Genomic DNA, 20814 nt, shown 5'->3' on the forward strand with positions numbered 1-20814 from the left:
GCGAGGAAAACACCGGTGCCCAGAAAAACTGTCACCCGCCCTCGGTCGAGGCCGCGTGCCTATCCGTTTTTCGGGCGCCGGACCATTCCAACCCCACGCCCGACCGCTCGCCGCCCCGACCCCCGGGCCATCCCACCGGGAACAGGGGGGAGGCACACATGGAGGGGCCCGGTCCAGGACCGCCCAGCGGGGCGCTCAGCGCCGCATCAGCGCGTTGGCCACCAGGCCCAACAGCTTCACCTGCGCCGGGTCCAACTGGCGCACCCCGCGCAGCAGTCGGCGCACCTCGGGCCGTTCCTGGGCGTGCGGAGGCGGCTCACTCGAACGGGCCAGGGCGCTGGCGCCATGGGACACCAACCCCAGCAGCTCGTCCGCGGAGACTTGCAGCTCGTGACACAGCTTCAGCAGCGTCTGCACGCTCGGCAGCATGCCGCCGCGCTCCAGCCGACCGTAGACTTCGGTCGCGACGTCGATGCGCTCGGCCACGTCGGCCTGCGTCAGCTCCAGGCGGGCCCGGGCGACGCGCGCTGCCGCTCCGATGGTGGTTGCGAGTTTCTTGTCCATGCCTTGCTTGCCGACCCGAAACGTTTGGCCGACGGCATAGGACGTATGGAGGCAGACAGACAGAACTTGCCGGGTTAGCCTCCAGTTATCCACCCATGGGGTTGCCGTTCCCGAGGGAGACTTTCGGAGTCTGGGCGGGCCCGACACCGGCCCTGTTCCGAGACGAGACTCCCTCGAAGACAGCGCAATCACGGGCTCCTGAAAACACGCGGTCGCCGCGGAGTCGTGGCGACCTGTCACGTTGGACCCCGCATTTCCTACGGTGCCGAGGAGTCCTGCCGCCACTGCCTCCCCTCAGGGTTGGCTCGGCTTGGCGGCGAGCCATGACGTGCGCGCATGCGAGGACTTGCAGCGCGCACGCCATGCATTGCGGCGCGGCGGCCCCCAGTGCAACGAAGCGCCGTGGCTACCGCGCGGCCACGGCCGTCTTGAGCGACTCCGAGCCCAGCGCACGCGCCAGCGTGGCGCGCGACGTGGCGAGGTCGTAGTTGGCCTGGACGTGCTGCGCGGCGGCGTTGGTGTAGGCCACCTGCGCGTCGCTCAGCTCGATGATGTTGCCCACGCCGGCCTGATAGCGGCCTTCCGCCAGCCGCAGCCGCTCGCGTGCGTTCACCTGCGCCTCCTCCGCGGCGGAGAGCGCCTCGCGCGAGGCCACCACCGCGAGCCGGGCCTGCTCCACCTGGAGCCGCACCTGCTGCCGCAAGAGGTCGCGCTGGGCCTGGAGGTCCCGCAGCGTGGCGCGCTGCTCGCTCACCTGCGCGCGCGTGAGTCCGCCCTGGAACAACGGCCAGCTCAACGACAGGCCACCCGTCGCGTTGAGGCGGTTGTCCACCACGGGGTCCTCGCCCGTGTCCGCCACGTTGGCGGTGGCGCTCAGGCTGGGCCAGTACCCACCGCCCGTCGCGCGCACGGTCAGCTCCTGCGCTTGAATCTGGCGGTCCCTCGCGGCCACGTCCGAGCGGGCCGCCAGCGCGCGCGTCACCAGCGGCTCCAACGGCTGGTCCTCGCCCTCCACCGGCACCACCGCCACGTCCTGGACGGAGTAGTCCGTGGCGGTCTCCACGCCCATGGCCTGATTGAGCTGGGCCTTGGCGGTGGCGTAGCCGTTCTGCGCGCGGATGTTCGCCACCTGCGCGTTGGCGCGCGCGGTGCGCTGCTGGAGCAAGTCAATCTCCGGCCGACTGCCCACCTGCACCGCGGCGGTCACCTGCCGCAGCCGAGCCTCCTCGCTCTGGAGCGTCTCGCGCGCCACGTCCAGCAGCGCCTTCTGCGTGAGCACGTTGAAGTACGCCGAGCGCACGTCGAGCAGCACGTCCTGGAGCACCTGCTCCTGGTTCTGCGTCTGGGCTTCCGCGCTCTGCTTGGAGGCGTTGTAGCGGCCGGTGGTGCGGCCAAAGTCATACAGGAGCTGGGTGGCCGTCACGCCCGCGCTGAAGCGCCGCGACGTCCCGGTCACCGTGGGGTTGGAGCCCGTGCCCGGCGGGGTCTGCACCACGTTGCGGTTGTTCGTCCCCACCTCGTAGCTGGCGTTGGCGTTCACCTGGGGCAGCAGGCTGGAGCGCGACTGGTCCACCCGCGCCCGCGCCGCGTCGGTGCCCGCCTGGGCCGAGCGGAGCTGGGGCTGGTGCTCGCGCGCCGAGGACTCCGCCTCCTCGAGCGACAGGACCCGGCTCTCCGGAGCCTGGGCGCCGGCGGGAAGGGCCAGCAGCAGCATCAACGGAAGCGCGCGCATCACTCGTACCTCAGGGCATCGATGGGGTCCAGGAGGCTGGCCTTGCGCGCGGGATAGAGCCCGAAGACCACGCCCACCAACCCACTGAACGCGATGGCCGCCAGCGCCACATCCGGGCGCACCAGCATGGGCCAACCGAACTGCGCCGCCAGGAGCCTGGCCACACCCAAGCCCACCGCCGCGCCAATCACACCTCCCAGCACCGCCAGCGTCAGCGCCTCGATGAGGAACTGCGCCAGGATGTCTCGCGGCCGCGCGCCCACCGCCACGCGCACGCCAATCTCACGCGTCCGCTCGGTGACGCTCACCAGCATGATGTTCATGATGCCGATGCCGCCCACCACCAGGGACACCGCGGCGATGGCCGCGAGCAGCAAGCTCATGGTCTGGGTGCTCTCCTGCTGCCCGCTGGCGATCTCCGCGAGGTTGCGAATGTCGAAGTCGTTGACGGCCTCATCTCCCAAGCGGTGCCGCTCGCGCAGCAGCTGCGTGATGTCCTGCTGCGCGCGCGCCGTCTGGTCCGCGGAGTTCGCCTGCACGTAGATGATGCCGGTGATGAACGAGCCCAGGCTCTGCGCCTGCACCTGCCGCCGGTACGTGCTGGCGGGCACGAAGATGGTGTTGTCGAAGTCCTGCCCCACGGGCGACTGGCCCTTCACGCCGGCCACCGCCACCACGAGGAAGGGCGTCTTCTTGATGCGGAGCGTCTGCCCCACGGGGTTCGCGCCCTTGCCGTAGAGCTTCTCCACCACCGTCTGCCCCAGGATGGCCACCTTCGCGCCCGAGTCCGTGTCGGACTGGCTGAAGCGGGCGCCCATCGCCATGGGCCAGTTGCGCACGTCGAAGAACTCCGGCGTGGTGCCCACCACGCTCGTGGTCCAGTTCTGGTCCTCGGAGAAGACCTGGACGTTGGAGCGCAGCTCCGGCGCGGCGCCGCGCACGGAAGGCAGCTGCGTGCGGATGGCCTCCAAATCCTCCCAGGTGATGGTGGGCTGGCTGCCGAAGCCGCCGCGCGCGCCGCCCGACATGGAGGAGCCCGGCATGACGATGAGCATGTTGGTGCCCATCGAGTCGAACACCTTCTGCACGCTCGCGCGCGCGCCGTCCCCAATCGCAACCATGGCGATGACCGCGCCCACGCCGATGATGATGCCCAACGCGGTGAGCACCGAGCGCGTCTTCGCGCGCAAGAGCGCCCGCAGCGCCAGGTGCAGCGTCTCCAGGAGGTTCATGGCCCCACCCCCTCTTCCGCGGTCTCGGCGGGGACGACGGCGGGGCTCGGCGCCTGGTGCTTGTCGGACACGATGCGGCCGTCCTTCACCACCACCACCCGCTGCGTGAACGAGGCCACGTCCGGCTCGTGCGTCACCAGGACGAGCGTGAGCCCCTCCTTCTGGAGCTGCTGGAACAACGCCATCACCTCGATGCTGGTGCGCGAGTCCAGGTTGCCCGTGGGCTCGTCCGCCAGGATGACGCGAGGGCGCCCCACCAGCGCGCGAGCGATGGCCACGCGCTGCTGCTGTCCACCGGAGAGCTGGCGCGGGTGATGATCCAACCGCGACCCCAGCCCCACGCGCTCCAGCGCTTCCTTCGCCCGAGCGCGGCGCTCCTTGCCCGGGACACCCGCGTAGAGCATGGGCAGCTCCACGTTCTCCAGCGCGGTGGTGCGCGCCAAGAGGTTGAAGCTCTGGAACACGAAGCCCAGCGTGCGATTGCGCACGCGCGCGAGCCCGTCCCGGTCCAGCCGCGCCACGTCCCGCCCTTCCAGCAGGTACTCGCCCTGGGTGGGCCGATCCAAGCAGCCCAGGATGTTCATCAGCGTGGACTTGCCCGAACCGCTGGAGCCCATGATGGCGACGAACTCGCCCGGCTCCACCGTGAAGTCCACTCCGCGCAGCGCCCGGACCTCGACATCGCCCGTGCGGTACACCTTGCTCACGCCCCGCAACTGCACGACGGGGGGCGGCCGTCCCTTGCCCGCGTCCATCCGGCTCTCCTTCCCCTCGCCTAGAACGGTCCGCGACGCATGCCCGGCGGTCGTCCGCCACCGAGTCCACCCGGAGGTGCTCCCGTGTTGGTGGGCGAGGCCGTGGCGCCGGGGGTGGTGGAGCCCGTGATGATGGCGTCGCCCGCCTTCAGCTCTCCCTCGACAAGCTCCGTGTACGTGCCGTCCGTCATGCCGGTGCGCACGCGCACGGGCTCGGGGTGGGCCTGCTCGCCCTCGCCGCGCAGCACGTACAGCGCCCGGGTGCCATCCGGAGCACGGTCCGGAGACATGGGCGCGGCCGGCGGCTGGCCCGGCGCGCCCGTGACGGGCACCGGGGGCCGGAAGCGCAGCGCCGCGTTGGGCACGGACAGCGCGTCATGCTTCTCGCCGGTGATGATGGTGGCGTTGGCCGTCATGCCCGGCTTGAGCTTGAGGTCCGGGTTGCTCACGTCGATGACGGCGTCGTACGTGACGACGTTCTGCACCGTCTGCGCCGCGTTGCGAATCTGCCGGATGATGCCGCTGAAGCGCTCACCGGGATAGGCATCCACCGTGAAGGTGGCCTTCATGCCCGGCTCCAGCCGGCCCACGTCGGACTCGGCCACGCTGGTGTCCACCTGCATCTTGCGCAGGTCCTCCGCGATGGTGAACAGCGTGGGCGCCTGGAGCGAAGCGGCCACCGTCTGCCCCACGTCCACGCTGCGCGAAATCACGATGCCGTCGGTGGGTGAGACGATGGTCGTGTACTTCTCGTTGACCTCGGCCTCGTTGAGCGCGGCCTGCGCCTGCGCCAGCGAGCCCTCGGAGGCCATCACCTCGGCCGCCGCGCCCGCCGCGCTGGACTCGGCCGTGTCCAACTCCGACTGCGAGATGAACTGCTGGGCCCGCAGCGCGCGCGAGCGGTCGGCCTGCTTGCGCGCCACGTCCGCCATCACCTTCGCCTTTTGAAGGTTGGCGCGCGCCGCCGTCATGTTCGCCTTCGCCCGAGCCAGCGCCGCCTGCACGAGCTGCGGATCGATGCGGGCGATGACCTGCCCCTTCTTCACCGGCGAGTTGTAGTCGACGTTGATTTCCTGGATGCGGCCGGACACCTGACTGCCGACCTGCACCGTCACCAACGCGGACAAGGTGCCGGTGGCCGTGACCTTCGACACCAGCCGCCGCGGCTCCACCTTCGCCGTCTCGTAGGTCGGGAGCGCCGACTTCGCGGACGCTTGCACGCGCCACCAGCCCACCACGCCCAACCCCACCACGCCCACCGTCACCCAGACCCAACGGGAGATCCGCCGCGCGCGGCCCTCCTCCTCGAAGGAGGCCGGCACCGGCTGCGCCACTTCTCTTGGCATCTCGTTCACGACCTTCATGCTACGGGTGTAGGGCCTGGGGCATTACGGTGAATCTCGCCCGTATTACGAAAGATGACGGGCCTCGGGGCTGGCTGCCTGCCCGGCCTCCTGCGCCACCCCGGGGAGCCTGACGCGCACGAGCGTGCCCTGCCCCGGCCGACTCTCCAGCGTGAGCGTGCCCCCGTGGGCATCCACGATGCGCCGCACCAACGTGAGCCCCAGCCCCACGCCGCCCGTGGTGCGCGCGCGGCTGCGGTCGGTCCGGAAGAACGGCGTGCCAATGCGAGGCAGGTCCTCCGACTCGATGCCGATGCCCTCGTCGGACACCTCCACCACCAGGCCTTCGCCCTCGGGCCTCGCCTGGAGCCGCACCTGCGTGCCCGGCTCGGAGTACTTGCCCGCGTTGTCGAGCAGGTTGTCGAGCACCCGGCGCAGCAGCACGGGGTCCGCCACCAACGACGGCAGTGGCTCCTCCACGCGCACGTCCAGGTGATGACGGCTCCACGAACTCCGGAAGCGCTGCGCGGCCTTGTCCACCAACATCCGAGGCTCCACCCGCTGCACGCGCAGGGGCGGCGAGGCGCCCGTGGACCCTTCCGCGCCCAGCTCCAGCCGCGACGTCGTCAGCACGTCGTCCACCAGTCGCTCCAGGTCGGACAGGTCCTCCGCGATGTCCGCGAGCGACTCGCGCGCCATGGTCGCGTCGCCCTCGGAGGCCAGGTCCAACGCCACGCGGATGCGGGACAGCGGCGTGCGCAGCTCGTGCGACACGTTGGCGAGCAGCTCCTTCTGCGAACGCAAAAGCAAGGTGATGCGCCCGGCCATCTCGTCGAAGGCCTCGGACACTTCACCCAGTTCGTCCTGGCGTCGCAGGCCCGTGCGCACATCCAAGCGTCCCGCGCCGAACGAGCGCGCCGCAGCCGCCAGCTTCAACAGCGGCACCGCCAACGTGCGCGCGAAGAGGACGGACGTGATGGCCGTGCACACCAGCACCAGCCCCACGAAGAAGGGCACGTGCCCATCCGGCGGAGGCGGCGGAGGCCACGACACGCTCGTGTACACCTGCATGGAGCCCGGCCAGGGCCCCAGCGCGGTGAAGGGTCCCGGCGGGCCCGAGACCCTCCCGGGCCGGCTCGCCACGGAATCCAGCTCGTCTCCTCGCAAGGGAGGCGCGGGGATGGGCCGGGTGTTGGCGAGCAGATGGCCATCCACCCGGCGCACCGTCACCTGCACGCCCATGCGCGAACGGGCCCGCTCCAGCGAGGCCTGGAGCGCGGCGGGGTCCTCCGCCTGCCGGGCCCACTCATCGCTGAGATAGGAGACCTCCTCGACGAGGCGCGTCTTCCACGGCTGGTCGCGCAGGAAGTCTCGCGCCACCGCGAGCGTGACGGCGACGAGCACGAGCTGCGCCACACCCACCAGGTAGATGCGCGGCAGCAAGCCCGTGGGGAGTCGAAGCCAGCGACGAAGGCTCACGACTCGTCTCCTGTCGCGAGCATGTAGCCCGCGCCCCGCACGGTCTTCAGCAGGCGCGGGTTGCGCGGGTCCTCCTCCAGCTTCTGGCGCAGGCGGAAGATGTGCACGTCCACCGAGCGGTCGAACACCTCCTCAGCGCTGCCCTTCACCAGGTCGAGGAGCTGCTCGCGGCTGAGCACCCGGCCCGCGCGCTCGGCGAGCACGCGCAGCAGGCTGAACTCATACGTGGTCAGCGCGAGCGCCTTTCCATCCAACGTGGCGCGGAGGCTGCGGGGGTCCAATACCAGACGTCCCACCTGCACCGGCTGACTGGAGGGCCCCACCTTGCCGCGCGCGCGCCGCACCTGCGCGCGGATGCGAGCCAGCAGCTCGCGCGACGAGTAGGGCTTGGGCAGATAGTCATCCGCGCCGGACTCCAGCCCGAGCACGCGGTCCGCCTCCTCGCCTCGGGCGGTGAGCATGATGATGGGCACATCCGTGCGCGTGCGCAGCTCGCGACATACCTCCAGGCCGTCTCGGCCCGGCAACATCAGGTCCAGGAGGATGACGTCGAACGCGTGGCGCGTGGCCTCGAAGAGGGCGTCCGAGCCGTTGTGCGCCACGGTGATGACCAGGCCGTGCTCCTGGAGGTAGCGCGCGGTGAGACGGGCGAGTCGCTCGTCATCCTCCACGAGCAGCACCTGGACAGTGCCCTCGTCGGAAGGGGTGGGGCGTGTCGTCGTCTCCATGGACCATCTCTCCCGCGTGTACTGGCCGTCCTCCGCAAGTTAGCCGCGCTGAAGGCAAGTTGCGGCCCGGAGACGTCGAGGGGGTCCGATCTCCTCTCCGAAGACCAGCACTGGCATGTCCGCCCCCGAGCCGCGCCATGCAACGTCGCACTGGCATGTGTCCGAGAAGCTACCGCCGCATGACGAAATATTACGGCCAGCCAACCCGACATCCTCCGTAACGGGCCGTTCATGGCGAGGACATGACAGCTCGCCAGCGTGCCTGGATGCCATCCCTGGAAGGTCTCGTCAGACTGGGAATGGCTCGCGTCACGAGGAACCGCATGTCTCGCCCGCTGCTGCCGCCCTGGCTCTTGCTGTCACTGCCCCTGCTCGCTTGTTCCCACTCGCCCCCCGCGCAGCCCGCGCCCGAGGCCGAGCGGTGGAGCAGCCCCGCCTTCCGCTCATCGCTCGCGCTGCTGCTGGACCACCGCGCCGAGCTTCAACTGAGCGAGGAGCAGGTCCCTCGCCTGCAGGACCTGGAGCGAGCGCTTCAGGAGAAGAACGGCCCCTTGCGCGACAAGCTCCGCGACCTGCGCCCGAAGCGCGCGGACACCGAGGGCCGACACGGCGGCGGCTTCAGTCCTTCGGGTGGCGGGAGAGGAATGGGCGGCGGCATGGGAGGAGGAATGGGCGGCGGACATGTGGGCGGCAGCCACGTGGGAGGCATGGGCGGCCCGCGCGGCGGCGGCTCCGCCGATGGCGACCGTCCGTCGCGCATGAAGGAAGCCGAGGCCCTCTGGCAGCAGATGGAAGACAACGACACGCAGGCCTATCTGGAAGCGGAGAAGGTGCTCAGCGCGCAGCAGCAGCCCCGGGCGCGTGAGCTGGTGTCGCAGCAGCGCGAGGCCCTGCTCCAGATGCGGGAGCGGATGCGGGAGAATCGCTGATGCTCTGGGCCTGCTTCTGGCTGCTCCCGCCAAAGCCGTCTCCCGCGCCACGCCCGCGCAAGAAGCCCGCGCCGCGTCCGAGCAAGAAGCGGCTCAAGCCTCGCCGTGCGCCGCACTGAGCGCGCGGCGATCCACCTTGCCCGCGGACGTGCGCGGCAGCGCCTCGAGGAGGCGCACCGAGCGCGGCGTCTTGTAGCGAGCCAGCCGTCCCTCACAGAACCCCAGCAGCGCCTCGGATGAGAGCGAGGCGCCCACGCGCGGCACGACGAGCGCGCGAGGCGTCTCACCCCAGCGCGCATCGGGCACACCGATGACCGCCACCTCGGCGACGTCCGGATGGCCGGCGAGCACGCTCTCCACCTCGGAGGGATAGATGTTCTCGCCTCCGGAGATGATGAGGTCCTTGCTCCGCCCCACGATGCGGAACGCGCCGTCCTCATCGCGCGTGGCCAGGTCCCCCGTGCGCAGCCACCCCTCCACGAACGCGCGAGCGGTCTCCTCGGGACGCCGCCAGTACCCCGCGCACAGGTGGGGTCCGCGCAGCAGCAGCTCGCCCACGTCGCCCGGACGAAGCGCACCGTCGACCTTCGCTTCGACGTGGAAGAGCGGCACGCCCACCGCGCCCGGCTTGCGGCGCGCATCCTCCGGCGGCAGCCAGAAGTTGTTGGGCCCCGCCTCCGTGAGCCCATAGCCCGTCTTGAACGCCACGCCTCGGGCGAAGAAGCGCTCGAACACCGGCGCGGGACACGGCGCGCCGCCGCTGATGAGCAACTTCACGCGGGAGAAGTCCACCGCGTCGAAGCGCGCGTGGCGCTGCATCTCGATGAACATGGTGGGCACGCCGAAGACGAGGTTGACCTCGCCGCCCTGGATGGCGTCGAACACCTGCGCCACCTCGAAGCCTCGACACACGAGCGACGCGCCCCCCGCGTACACCAGCGGCGTGGTGAAGACATTCAACCCGCCGGTGTGGAACAGCGGCGCGTTGAGCAGCGCCACGTCCTCGGACGTGAGGCCCCAGCTCACCACGGTGTTGGCTGCGTTGGCGGTGATGGAGCCATGCGTGAGGATGGCTGCCTTTGGCAGACCGGTGCTGCCGCCCGTGTAGCAGAGCACCCACGGCGCATCCGCCTCCAGCGACAGCTCCGGCAGCAAGCCCTGCGACACGCCGTCCCGACTGGAGAACGGAAGCTCTCCCGCGCCCGGCTCACCCAATGACACCCAATGCCGCACGCAGGGCGCCTCGGGCCTCACGGCATCCACCTGCGCGCGGAACTCCGGACCAAACACGAGCACCCACGGCTCCGCGTCCGCGAGCAGCGCCCGCAGCTCCACGGCGCTCAAGCGCCAGTTGAGCGGCTGGAGGATGGCGCCCAGCTTCGCGCAGGCGAAGAGCAGGTCCAGGAACTCCACGCAGTTGTGCGCGAGCACCGCCACGCGCGAGCCTCGCTCCACGCCGAGCTGTCGCAACAGGAGCGCGGTGCGATGCGCGGCGGCATCCCACGCGCGCCATGAGATGCGACGGCCACCGTGAAGCGCGTCGATGAGCGCGGTGCGCTCCGGCGCGAGCAACGCTCGGCGGGCCAGCCAGTCATGGACGATGGGCATGAGCCCAAGGCTAGAGCGAACCGCGCCGACGCGACATGGCCATTTCACGGCGGCCCGCGCCGCGTGAACTCACGGTATCAACACGAGCTTGCCCACCGTGGTGCCGGACTCCAACGCGCGGTGCGCATCCGCCACCTGGTCGAACGGGAACGTCGTCACCCGAGGCGCCACCAGCCGCCCCGCCTCTACCCACCCGAGCAGGCGAGTCATGGCCTCCTGGAGGATGCTTCGCGACTCGAACAGGTACGAGAGATTGAAGGCGAGCACGCTCGTGTTGTCGTTCGTCAGCGTGAGCGGATTGAACCGCGGCGTGCGCAACCAATCCCAAGCGAGCCTGGCGAAGTTCGGTCGCCCGCCCTGGCGCGGCAGCATCGAGTGGAAGCCGTAGATGATGAGCTTCCCCGGCGACGCGAGGTGCCGGTAGCTCTCGCGCAGCGTGGTGGGGCCGTTCGCGTCCAGCACCACGTCATATCCGCGCGGCGCGGCGTGCTGGGCCACCACCCACAAGTCCTCGCGGCTCTTGTCGATGACGACCTCCGCCCCCAGCTCGCGCGCGACCGCCACCTTGTGCGGACCACCCACCACTCCGACCATCCGGCATCCCGCGATGCGGCCAATCTGGAGCAGCGCGCCGCCCACGCCGCCCGCCGCCGAGTGCACCAACACATTCGCGCCCGGCTTCGGATGCGCCAGCTCCCACAGCGCGTAGTACGCGGTGAGGAACACCGCCGGGAAGCCCGCCGCCTGCGCCATCGTCCAGCCCGCCGGCAAGGCGAACACCTGATGTCTGGGGATGCGCACGTGTGTGGCATAGCCATCGAAGCGCGTCACGCCGAACACGCGCATGCCCGGTGACACATCCGTCACATCCGGGCCCACCGCCGCCACCGTCCCGGCCACCTCGAAGCCTGGGGTGATGGGCCACCCCACGTATTCCTTGGCAGAGGAATACAAACCCATGCGGACGACACAGTCCGCGTAGTTCACGCCCACCGCCTCGGTCGCGATGACCACCTCGCCCGGGCCCGGTTCGGGCACGGACATGGACTCAATCAACAGTCGCTCGTGACCGCCTGCTTTGTGAATGACGACCTTTCGCGCGCGCATAGGCTCGCTCTACACTACGCAACGCGCTCGATGAACACTCCAACGGGTTCCGCGCGCGATTCCCCCACCACATCAAGGAGCAACACCATGCGATTGCGACACTCGCTCACCCTCGCTGGCGCCCTGCTGCTCGGCCCTCTGACGGGCTGCGGCACGGAGACGGAAGCCCCTCTCTCCTCTCAGGAGACAGGTGATGTGATTGCGACCCAGGCCGCGGTCACCACCACGGGCTTCACCTCGCACTTCCGCCAGTGGTTGTCAGACAATGGCTATGAGCCCACCTACAACCTCATCCGAGACGACCTCTCGGGCGGCAGCTACGGCGGCAAGTCCAGCGCCAGCGATACCGTGGTGAATCAGCCGGTGATTTTCATTCACGGCAACTCGGACAAGGCGGTGGGCACCGGCACGGCAGGACAGACGGGCTGGAATGCCTCGCTCGATTACTTCCTGGCCAATGGCTACAAGACGAGCGAGCTGTATGCGACGACCTGGGGCCCGGCCAACGCCGCCATGTCCGCATACCAATACCATTCCAAGACAAATGTGATGAAGGTCCGCAAGTTCATCGAGGCGGTGAAGGCATACACCGGCGCCGCCAAGGTGGACATCGTCACGCACTCCATGGGCGTGACGCTGACGCGCAAGGCCATCCTCGGTGGCTGGGCGCATGACGCGGCGGACGGCGGCGATTACTACGTGGGCGCGCCGCTCACGTCCTCGGTGGATACGTTCGTCGGCATCGCGGGCGCGAACCTCGGGCTCACGTCCTGCTACCAGACGGGCCCCGGCACTCCGACGTGCGGCTCCACCAATGGCTTGTACCCGGGCTACCTCTACTTCGGCTTCGTGACCGGGCGCTCCGAGTACCTCAATGACTTGCTCGCCAGCTCGGGCTACGAGGGCACGTACCGATACAGCATCTACTCCACGGCCGATGAAATCATCGGCTACGGCGGCATCGTCTACGGCAGCTACACCTCACGCATCCCCGGGCAGACCGGTGAGAAGGTCTACACCGCGTATCCGTATGGCCACTTCAACAGCAAGGACCTCACCGGGAGCGTCCAGTTGAGCATGGTCAAGAACCACACCATCCCGTAGTCGCAGTGAGCTGGGGTGCATCCCGAAGCCTCGGCCTCGGGATGCACCGCTCACCCTACTCCTGCTTCTCGGGCGTCCCCTGCCGAGCCGGCTCGGTGGGCGCGGACTCCGGCGCCACCGCTCCAACACTCGGCGCAGGGACCGTCTGAAGGAACGCCGTCAGCGCGGCATTGAAGGGACCCGGGCAGTCGAGTTGGAGGATGTGCCCACACCCCGGGAACCCCACCAGCTTCGAGCCGGCGATGCGCGAGTGGCCGTACTCGAAGATGTCTCGCGAGAAGCCACCGTGCATGAACGGGTTGGGAATCAACCGGTCGTTCTCACCGAAGAGGATGAGCGTGGGCGCGGTGATGTGCTGGAGGTTGTCGCGCACGAAGTCATCGTGGGCGAGCCCCGACACCGAGCGGACGTTCGCATAGGCATACGCGTCGAACTCGGGCGCCTTGGAGAGGCGCACGCGCTCCTCGATGAGCCACTCCAGCTCCGGACGCCACTGCTGGAAGTTGGCCTGCCGCACGCTGCCCCAGATGGCGTACTCCGGCGCGCTCTTGATGAACTCCGTGCTCATGACGCGCGCGAACCACGCCTTCTCCTTCGGCGTGAACTTCTCGAAGCCCGCGGGCGACACCAGCACCACCGCCGCCGGCTCGCTCGGGTAGCGAATGGCATACGACAGCACCGTCTGCCCGCCCATGGAGTGGCCCACCAGGATGGGGTGCTCGATGCCCAGTCCCAGGGTCAGCTCGCGCACCGCGTCCGCCATGGCCTCCATGGTGTACGGGAACGTGCCGGGCTTGTCTGACTTGCCGAAGCCCGGCAGGTCCACCGCGATGACGCGGTAGCCCGCCTGACTCAGCACGTCGATCTGCGCGCGCCAGAACTTCAGGTAGCTGCCCAGTCCGTGGACGAGCACCACGGTGCGCGCGCCGGGCGCGGCGGGCATCTCCACGTAGGCCATCTCTGGCACGCGGGTCAGGCCATACGTGGCCGCCGTCTTCGGCAGGGCCACGCGCTTCAGGGGCCAGGGCGTCTTCGTCTCCGGCGACGAGTAGTCCAGGTCCTGGAACGACAAGGCGGGCGCGCTCGCATAGGAGCGGACGCAGCCGGATGCAGAGGCGAGCCCCGCCGCGAGCAGCAGGGCCTTGAGGGCGCGGGAGGTGCTCATGGTCAGAACGCGTACCAGGTGAAGGTGGTGAAGGCGGCGAAGGGGTTCGTCTTCACCGTGGTGGAGCCGTCGTAGAAGCTGCCGCGGAACAGGTAGCCCGCGTGCAGGCCCACCGTCATGAGGTAGCGAATGGTGTAGCGGAGCTCCGCGTTCACCTCGGCGCCAATGAAGCGCCCGCGCCGCACCGCCGGGTCCCAGCGCGGCGGCGTGGCGCCCGAGTTGGCCAGGCCCGTGGCCAGCTTGAGGTTGAGCTTGTTGGGAATCATGTCCCACGCGGCGCTCGCGATGCCGGTGCGCAGGCCATAGCCCTGGTTGGAGATGTCCGTCACCGCGCCCGTGTAGTTGTTCACGGTGCTGGTGAAGGGGAACAGCAGGAGCATCTTGTGGTCGAACCACACCGAGCCCGGCAGGCCGTACTGGTTCAGCGTGAAGGCGCCGGTGTAACGGTCGTCATCCAGGTTGCTGTCGCCGGTGGTGAACATGCCCTCCAGCGACACCACGTCCGCGGGGCCACGGCCCCACTGGTAGAGCAGCTCCAAGTTGGCCGACAGGCCGGAGATATCCACCTTCTTGTTGAAGGTGGTGTCCTCGCGGTCGCTCTTGTAGCTGCCGGCGTTGTACATGACGAAGCCCGAGGCTCCGAAGCGGCCGGTGCGGAAGTCGATGTTGTGGTGGAAGTTGGCGCCCAGCCAGAAGACGCTGCCGGTGGGCCGCTCGATGTTGAAGCGCGGCGTGCCCACGAACGGGTTGAGGCCCGTGGACGAGGGGCCGCTCTTCACGATGCCTTCATAGGCATACGCGTCGCCCTTGGTGTCGTCGCGCAGGAACCAGAAGGACAGGCCCACGTTCGTTCCGGGCTGCACCGGGTACGCATAGTCCGCGGTGAGCAGGTAGATGAACTTGAGGCGCGGGTCGTCCTTGGCCGCCTTGTCCGTCTGCGCGCTGCCCAGCGGCAGCAGGCTCAGCTTGGACAGGCCCTTGTAGTTGCTGAACAGCGTCAGGCCCGTGGCGTCGCTGCCCAGGAACGCCAGCTTGTAGCCCGTGCGGATGATGTCGTTGAGGGGCGTGCGCGTCGGGTCGAAGATGGAGTCGTAGACGGGCTGCGTGCCGATGAGCAGCGTCAGCCGCGCCGGGTTGCGCGTGGGGTACAGCGCGACGTTGACGTTCTTCGTCTGGAGGTTGACCTGGTCGGCGTTGAAGCCGCCACCCTCGTTCTGCTGCGAGGCGTTGGCGGCGCGGCCCCAGAGGTAGTCCACCTCGAACTGCGCGCGGAAGGACGCCAGTCCATCCACGAAGGACGGGCTGTACTCGATGACAGGAATCCAGCGCTGCTCGACGTAGTACGCCGAGCGCCCCTGCTCCACGCGCACCGCGCTGCCGGACAGCGAGCCGATGGGCCCCAGCGACACGCCCTTGAGGCCCGAGGGGTCACCGATGCTGTTCGTCACCGACAGCCGGGTGAAGAAGTAGTTGATGAGGACGAACTCGCGCGGCTTCGCGTCCTCCTCGCGGTCATTCGCATCCAACCAGTCGCCGTAATACAGACCCGGCACCGTGGAGGTCTGCGCCACGGCGGGCCCTGACAGCCCCACCAGTCCGAGCGCCGCCCAGGCCGCGCACCGGCGCAATCCCTTGCGTGCTTCGCCCAACCACCCTCCCGACATACGCACCTCGACCCCGCGCGCGGGGCGCTCCTGGCCTCGGATACCGCCGGGCCGCTCTCACTGACTTCGAGAAGGACCGGGGACATCGCGCCCCGGTCCCGTGCCCGCTCGCGACTAGTTGATGACGTAGACCTGCACGGCGTTGCCGGCGAAGGCCTTGCCCGAGGTGCTCACGGACTTCGCGCCCACCGCGCCGTCCGCGCAGTGCCAGCCGGTGGCCTTGGTCTCGAAGTACAGCTCCATGGAGAGCTTCTTCGCGTCGTCGGTGAAGCGGGCGCGGCCCTCCTGCTTGAAGCTGCCGTAGTCCACCAGGACCTCGAAACAGCTCCCGTCCGTGGCGATGTTGGTGATGGTCACGGCCTTGGAGTCGAACACCAGCGCGTTCTGCGCCGCGTCGTGGTCACAGGTGCTGCCCGGCTGACCCACGCCCGTGGAGTTGCGGATGGTGCCCGGCGTGCTCGTCACGTGGAAGTTGCCGCCGCCCACGCCAATGGAGACCTTCTGGAAACACTGGGACGCCGAGCCCCAGTTGATGTCCTCATCCAGCGACAGGGGATGGCTGGGGATGTTGGCGCCCTCCATCAGGAGCGTCTTGCCCTCCAGGAACGCCAGGATGTTGGCCTGCGTGTCCAGCTTCGGCTTGGTGTCCACCGGCGTCTCGGTCTTGTCATCCCCACAGCCGGCGAGTCCCAGCGTGCACACCATCATCGCGGACCAGAACGTCTTCTTCATGTGAGTGCTCCTCGTAGCTTCCGGCGACAGCGCCGGGGGGTGACAACACAGACACAAACTCAGTGCATGGCCGGCGCGGGGCTCGACTCCACCGCACTTCCGGGCGAGTCCTTCGGGCGCAGCAGGTACACGCCGAGCATCAACACGCCGCCGCCCGCCGCCGTGATGGCGATGACCTCCGACAGCGACAGGTTCGCCTTCTCATGCAGCGCGGCCATGGCCGTGGGCACGCCGGCCGCGAGGAAGGCACCCACGTGGTAGACCAGACCCACGCAGCGCCCGCGCACGTGGGCCGGGAAGATGGACGTGAGCAGCATGGGCGTCACGCCGGTGATGCCCGCGCCCAGCACGCCGCCCGCCAGCGCGCCCAGCCACAGCGCGGACGGCACCATGCCGACGTAGAGCGGGATGAAGGGCAGCGAGCCCAGCACGGGGATGGCCAGCGCCAGTCCCGCGCCGCGCCGTGCCGCCAGGCTGCCGCAGAAGATGGCGCCCACCAGCATCCCGATGTTGAACAGGTACAGCATCGGCGCGAGCTGCTGCTGCGTCATCCCCAACTGCGTCTGGAGCAGCGTGGGGTAGAGGCTGGTGTAGCCGTAGTAGGAGACGAACCCGAAGCCGAGCAGCACCGAGGCCCAGACCAGTCGGACCCCCAGGCCCTGGCGCACCAGCGCCATCAGTGAGGGCTGCGGCTGCTTCGACTCAGCGGCCTTCTTCCAGTCCGGGCTCTCCGGCACCCAGAAGCGGATGGGCAGCACCAGCAGCGCGGGCGCGGCGGCGAGCAGGAACAGCGCGCGCCAACCCCACACCGGCACCACCACGGCCGCGGTCGCGGTGGCCAGCAGGTAACCCACCGCCCAGCTCCCCTGGAGGATGCCGGACGCGATGCCTCGGCTGCGCTCCGGCCAGTTCTCCATGGCCAGCGTGGCGCCGCTCGTCCACTCCGCGCCCATGCCAAAGCCAAACAGCGTGCGCAGCACCAGCACCATGGTGAACGAGTGCGAGAACGCCACCGCGCCATCACACACGGCGAACCACACCACCGAAATCATCAGCGGCAGCTTGCGACCCCACCGGTCCGAGGCCCATCCCGCCACCACGCCACCCACCAGACGCAGCAGCAGCGTGAGGGTGATGGAGAGCGACGTCACCGTCATGGTCGCGCCGAACTCCTTGGCGATGGCCGGCATGACGAGCAGGAAGATGGTGAAGTCGAACGCGTCGAGAATCCAACCGACCCACGCCGCCAGGAAGGACATCCACTGGCCCTTCGTGGGCTCCTTCCACCAGGGCACCTGCGCCGGGCTCTGCGTCGTCATGGGGACTCCTGGTTCGCGCGAGCAGCCGCGGCGATGGCCGCGTCGCGCAGCTCGCGCTTGAGAATCTTTCCGGCCGGGGACACCGGCAGCCGCTCCACCAACTCCACCTGCTTGGGCACCTTGAAGCGGGCCACGCGGCCCCGCAGGTGCTCCAGCAGCGCCTCGGCCGAGGCGGCCTGCCCGGGCTTGAGCACCACGAAGGCGCGCCCCACCTCACCCCACTTCGCGTCGGGCACGCCGACGACGGCGCACTGCTGCACGGCCGAGTGCTCGTAGAGCGCGGACTCCAGCTCCAGCGGGTACACGTTCTCGCCGCCGGAGATGAACATGTCCTTCTTGCGGCCCGCGATGGTGAAGAACCCATCCGCGTCCTGGCTCGCCAGGTCACCGGTGCGCAGCCAGCCATCCGCGCCAATGGCCTCGCGCGTGGCGGCCTCGTCCTCGAAGTAGCCCGAGCACATCGAGGGCCCCTTCAGCCACAGCTCGCCCACCTCGCCCACGGGCACCGTCTGTCCGTGGTCATCCACCAGCTTCGCGTCGACGAAGTAGTTGGGCCGGCCGATGGAGCCCGCCTTGGACACCGCGAACTCGGGGCCCATGCTGAAGATTCCGGGCCCGAACTCGGTCATCCCGAAGCCCTGCTTGAAGGGCACCGCGTGCACCGCTTGCCACGCCTGGAGCAGCGGCACCGGCAGCGGCGCGCCACCGCTGGTCATGAAGCGCACCGAGGAGAAGTCCGTGCTCCGCCAGCGCTGCGAGTCGAGCAGCTGCTGATATTGCGTGGGCACCGCGAAGAAGAACGTCACCTTCTCGCGGGCGATGAGCGCGAGCAGCTCCTCGGGGTCCCATCGCCGCATGATGACGACGGTGCCGCCCACGGTGAGCAGCGGCACCGAGTACACGAGCAGCCCGCCCGTGTGGAACATGGGCGTGTGCGTGAGGGTGACGTCGCCCGGGCGAAGCTCATGCACCAGCGTGTTGAGCGTGTTCCACGCCACCATGCGGTAGGACACCTGCGCGCCCTTGGAGCGCCCCGTGGTGCCGCCCGTGAACAGCAGACAGACGATGTCCTCCGCGTCCACGGTGGGGTTGGACACGGGCGTGGCCGAGGTATGCGCCAGCACCGTCGCGTAGGCGTCCGCGCCCGGCAGGCCCACGGACTCCAGTGCCACCAGCCGCGGCCCACCGACGACGTGCTCGCGCACGTGCGCCACGGCGTCCCGGAAGTCATCGCCGAAGAGCAGCACGCTCGGGCGGACGGAGCGCACCAGGTCCGCCAGCTCGGATGCGTGCAGGCGCCAGTTGTACGGCACGAAGATGGCGCCCAGCTTCCCGCAGGCGAAGAAGGCGTCCAGGTACTCCACGCCGTTGTGCGCCACCAGGCCCACGCGGTCGCCGCGCTTCACGCCGGCCACGTCGCGCAGCCACGCGGCCAAGGCCTCACAGCGCGCGTTCAGGGCGCGGTAGGTGAAGCGGCCCGCGTCACCTCGGGCCACATCCACCACGGCGAGCTGCTCCGGCCAGTAGAGCGCGCCCCGTCCCATCCAGTCTCCGATGAACATGCGCGGCGTCTCCTTCCGGGTGGGGGTGGTGGGTGGGACTCAGGCCGTCCAGCGGTACAGCGCGGAGGCCATGGCGAGTCCGCCGCCGCTGGCACAGAACGCCACCAGGTCGCCGCGCCGGACCTTGCCCTGCAGCACGGCGTCATCGAGCGTCATGGGGATGCAGGCCGAGCCCGTGTAGCCCCACTTGTCCATCGTGTAGTGGGCCTTGGCCATGGGCTGCTGCATCGCCTTCATGGTGGCCTCGATGGTGCGCAGGTTGAGCTGCGTGAAGACGAACAGCTTCACGTCATCCAGCGACTGGTCCGCGCGCTTGAGGAGCTGATCCAACAGCATGGGCCAGCGCTCGGTGTTGAAGGTCGCGGGGAACTTGCGGACGAACTGCACCGCGGGCTTGCCGCCCGTGAGCGCCAGCGACTCCGCGGTGGCCGGGCGGTGCGTGCCGCCCGTGTAGATGCCGAGCGCGTCGTGGTACTCGCCGTTGGCCAGGAGCTTGGCGCCCAGGAAGCCGGGCGTGGTGCCCGCGCCCAGCACCACCGCGCCCGCGCCATCCGCGAACAGGGTGCAGGTCTTCTTGTCCTTCCAGTTGATGTAGCGGCTCATCCCGTAGGCGCCCACCACGAGGATGCGGCGGTAGCTGTCGTCCGCGGCAATCGTCTTGGAGCCCACGTCGAGCGCCGTCACCCAACCGGCGCACGCCGCGTTGATGTCATACGTGCCCGCGTTCGCCGCGCCCAGCTTGGCCTGCACCACGGACGCGGTGCCGGGGCTCAGGTAGTCCGGCGTGTCCGTGGAGACGATGATGAGGTCCAGGTCGCTCGCGGTGACACCCGCGCGCTCCATCGCCTGGCGCGCGGCGGCCACGCACAGGTCGCTGGTCGCCTGGTCGTCCGCCATGTGGCGGCGCTCCTTGATGCCCACGTTCTGCTGGAGCCACTCGTCCACGGACTCGCCGAGAATCTTCTCGACGTCCGCGTTGGTGATGAGCTTCTCGGGGACGTAGCGACCCGTGGAGAGGATCTGCGCGTATCGCATGAGGGTGTTCAGCTCCGGGCGCCGCGCGCCGGACGGCGGGCGGCGGGACGCAAGGTGTTCTTCAACGGCTGCTTCTTCTTCGGCGGAGACTTCTCTTCACGGGCCTGGAGGCCGTGGCGGATGAGGGACATGGCCGTGTCGAGCACGCGCTCGAGGCCCGGGTCCTCCTCCCACATCACCCAGCGCATCCCCAGGAAGTCGCCAATGCCCATCAGGCAGTACGCCAGGGCCTCGGCGTCCATCTTCCGCACTTCGCCGTCGTCCATGGCGCGCGTGAGGCCGCGCACGTAGCCCTTGGCGAAGCGGTCGTAGTAGCGGCGGTAGCAGGCCTCGTCCACGAACTCGGCCTGGCGCACCACGCGGTAGAGGTTCGGGTGCTGGCGCGCGAACTGGAAGAACGCGCGCAATCCCTCGCGCTCGGTGTCCATGCGGTTGGCGCAGGCCGCGGTGGACTCGGCGATGAGCCGCCGCAGCCGCGCGCCCAGCTCGTCCACCACCTCGACGAAGATGGACTGCTTGTCCGGGAAGTACACGTAGAACGTCCCGAGCGCGACCCCACCCTTGCGCGTGATGTCCGCGATGGACGCGCGCTCGTAGCCCTTCTCACCAAAGACCGACTCAGCGGCCTTGAGCAGCTTCTGCCGCGTCCGCTGACCTCGCGGCGTGACGGGAACCCGCTCCTGGGAAGTTGAAGGCCGATTCATGTTTCACCTACCGGTAGCATTCGTTTGACAGCCTTGTCAAAAGACAGACGAT

Annotated in this window: 18 protein-coding genes; 2 read left to right on the forward strand and 16 right to left on the reverse strand. The window is 69.2% G+C overall.

From position 1 onward, the window contains the following. Nucleotides 1-195 precede the first annotated feature (195 nt). The 7 genes from JGU66_07195 to JGU66_07225 form a co-directional block, all read right to left on the reverse strand. Nucleotides 196-564: a helix-turn-helix transcriptional regulator gene (locus JGU66_07195; protein ID MBJ6760544.1), complete on the reverse strand. Its 369-nt coding sequence runs from the start codon at nucleotides 562-564 to the stop codon at nucleotides 196-198. 406 nt (nucleotides 565-970) lie between these two features. After that, nucleotides 971-2296 (reverse strand): TolC family protein, encoded by a 1326-nt coding sequence (locus JGU66_07200; protein MBJ6760545.1) that lies wholly within the window; start codon nucleotides 2294-2296, stop codon nucleotides 971-973. Then, nucleotides 2296-3528 (reverse strand): ABC transporter permease, encoded by a 1233-nt coding sequence (locus JGU66_07205; protein ID MBJ6760546.1) that lies wholly within the window; start codon nucleotides 3526-3528, stop codon nucleotides 2296-2298. Before JGU66_07205 ends, JGU66_07200 begins: the two co-directional genes overlap by 1 nt. Next, nucleotides 3525-4283, reverse strand: coding sequence for an ABC transporter ATP-binding protein (locus JGU66_07210; GenBank protein MBJ6760547.1), 759 nt, complete (start codon nucleotides 4281-4283; stop codon nucleotides 3525-3527). The genes JGU66_07205 and JGU66_07210 overlap by 4 nt, the downstream gene beginning before the upstream one ends. A gap of 20 nt (nucleotides 4284-4303) precedes the next feature. Next, nucleotides 4304-5647, reverse strand: a complete 1344-nt coding sequence (locus JGU66_07215) for an efflux RND transporter periplasmic adaptor subunit (protein MBJ6760548.1) — start codon at nucleotides 5645-5647, stop codon at nucleotides 4304-4306. Between the two features lie 45 nt (nucleotides 5648-5692). Further along, nucleotides 5693-7105, reverse strand: coding sequence for a HAMP domain-containing histidine kinase (locus JGU66_07220; protein MBJ6760549.1), 1413 nt, complete (start codon nucleotides 7103-7105; stop codon nucleotides 5693-5695). Next, complete coding sequence (locus JGU66_07225; GenBank protein MBJ6760550.1) at nucleotides 7102-7833, reverse strand: response regulator transcription factor; 732 nt, start codon at nucleotides 7831-7833, stop codon at nucleotides 7102-7104. The genes JGU66_07220 and JGU66_07225 overlap by 4 nt, the downstream gene beginning before the upstream one ends. 323 nt (nucleotides 7834-8156) lie before the next feature. Here JGU66_07225 and JGU66_07230 point away from each other — a divergent pair, with 323 nt between their 5' ends. Further along, nucleotides 8157-8762: a hypothetical protein gene (locus JGU66_07230; protein ID MBJ6760551.1), complete on the forward strand. Its 606-nt coding sequence runs from the start codon at nucleotides 8157-8159 to the stop codon at nucleotides 8760-8762. 93 nt (nucleotides 8763-8855) lie between these two features. Here the strand turns inward: JGU66_07230 and JGU66_07235 are convergent, their stop codons facing one another. After that, on the reverse strand, nucleotides 8856-10370 hold the full coding sequence (locus JGU66_07235; GenBank protein MBJ6760552.1) for a long-chain fatty acid--CoA ligase: 1515 nt from the start codon (nucleotides 10368-10370) through the stop codon (nucleotides 8856-8858). Nucleotides 10371-10439: 69 nt separating this feature from the next. After that, nucleotides 10440-11477, reverse strand: coding sequence for a zinc-binding dehydrogenase (locus JGU66_07240; protein ID MBJ6760553.1), 1038 nt, complete (start codon nucleotides 11475-11477; stop codon nucleotides 10440-10442). Nucleotides 11478-11564: 87 nt separating this feature from the next. Here JGU66_07240 and JGU66_07245 point away from each other — a divergent pair, with 87 nt between their 5' ends. Then, nucleotides 11565-12581, forward strand: a complete 1017-nt coding sequence (locus tag JGU66_07245) for a lipase (protein MBJ6760554.1) — start codon at nucleotides 11565-11567, stop codon at nucleotides 12579-12581. A gap of 55 nt (nucleotides 12582-12636) precedes the next feature. On the opposite strand, the gene JGU66_07250 is transcribed toward JGU66_07245, so the two are convergent. The 7 genes from JGU66_07250 to JGU66_07280 all read right to left on the reverse strand — a co-directional run bounded on the left by JGU66_07250 (nucleotide 12637) and on the right by JGU66_07280 (nucleotide 20762). Next, nucleotides 12637-13746 (reverse strand): alpha/beta hydrolase, encoded by a 1110-nt coding sequence (locus JGU66_07250; protein MBJ6760555.1) that lies wholly within the window; start codon nucleotides 13744-13746, stop codon nucleotides 12637-12639. Nucleotides 13747-13748: 2 nt separating this feature from the next. Next, a complete protein-coding gene (locus tag JGU66_07255; GenBank protein ID MBJ6760556.1) occupies nucleotides 13749-15410 on the reverse strand; it encodes a hypothetical protein in 1662 nt (553 codons plus the stop codon). 114 nt (nucleotides 15411-15524) lie between these two features. Further along, nucleotides 15525-16142: a hypothetical protein gene (locus JGU66_07260; GenBank protein MBJ6760557.1), complete on the reverse strand. Its 618-nt coding sequence runs from the start codon at nucleotides 16140-16142 to the stop codon at nucleotides 15525-15527. A 59-nt stretch (nucleotides 16143-16201) separates the two neighbouring features. Continuing rightward, nucleotides 16202-17461 carry an MFS transporter gene (locus JGU66_07265; GenBank protein ID MBJ6760558.1) on the reverse strand — a complete coding sequence of 420 codons (1260 nt, stop codon included), beginning with the start codon at nucleotides 17459-17461 and terminating at the stop codon, nucleotides 16202-16204. After that, nucleotides 17458-19023, reverse strand: coding sequence for a long-chain fatty acid--CoA ligase (locus JGU66_07270; GenBank protein ID MBJ6760559.1), 1566 nt, complete (start codon nucleotides 19021-19023; stop codon nucleotides 17458-17460). Before JGU66_07270 ends, JGU66_07265 begins: the two co-directional genes overlap by 4 nt. A gap of 39 nt (nucleotides 19024-19062) precedes the next feature. Continuing rightward, nucleotides 19063-20058 (reverse strand): ketoacyl-ACP synthase III, encoded by a 996-nt coding sequence (locus JGU66_07275; GenBank protein ID MBJ6760560.1) that lies wholly within the window; start codon nucleotides 20056-20058, stop codon nucleotides 19063-19065. Nucleotides 20059-20066: 8 nt separating this feature from the next. Further along, a complete protein-coding gene (locus JGU66_07280; protein MBJ6760561.1) occupies nucleotides 20067-20762 on the reverse strand; it encodes a TetR/AcrR family transcriptional regulator in 696 nt (231 codons plus the stop codon). Nucleotides 20763-20814: the final 52 nt, after the last annotated feature.

The organism is Myxococcaceae bacterium JPH2 (assembly GCA_016458225.1).
Lineage (GTDB): Bacteria > Myxococcota > Myxococcia > Myxococcales > Myxococcaceae > Citreicoccus.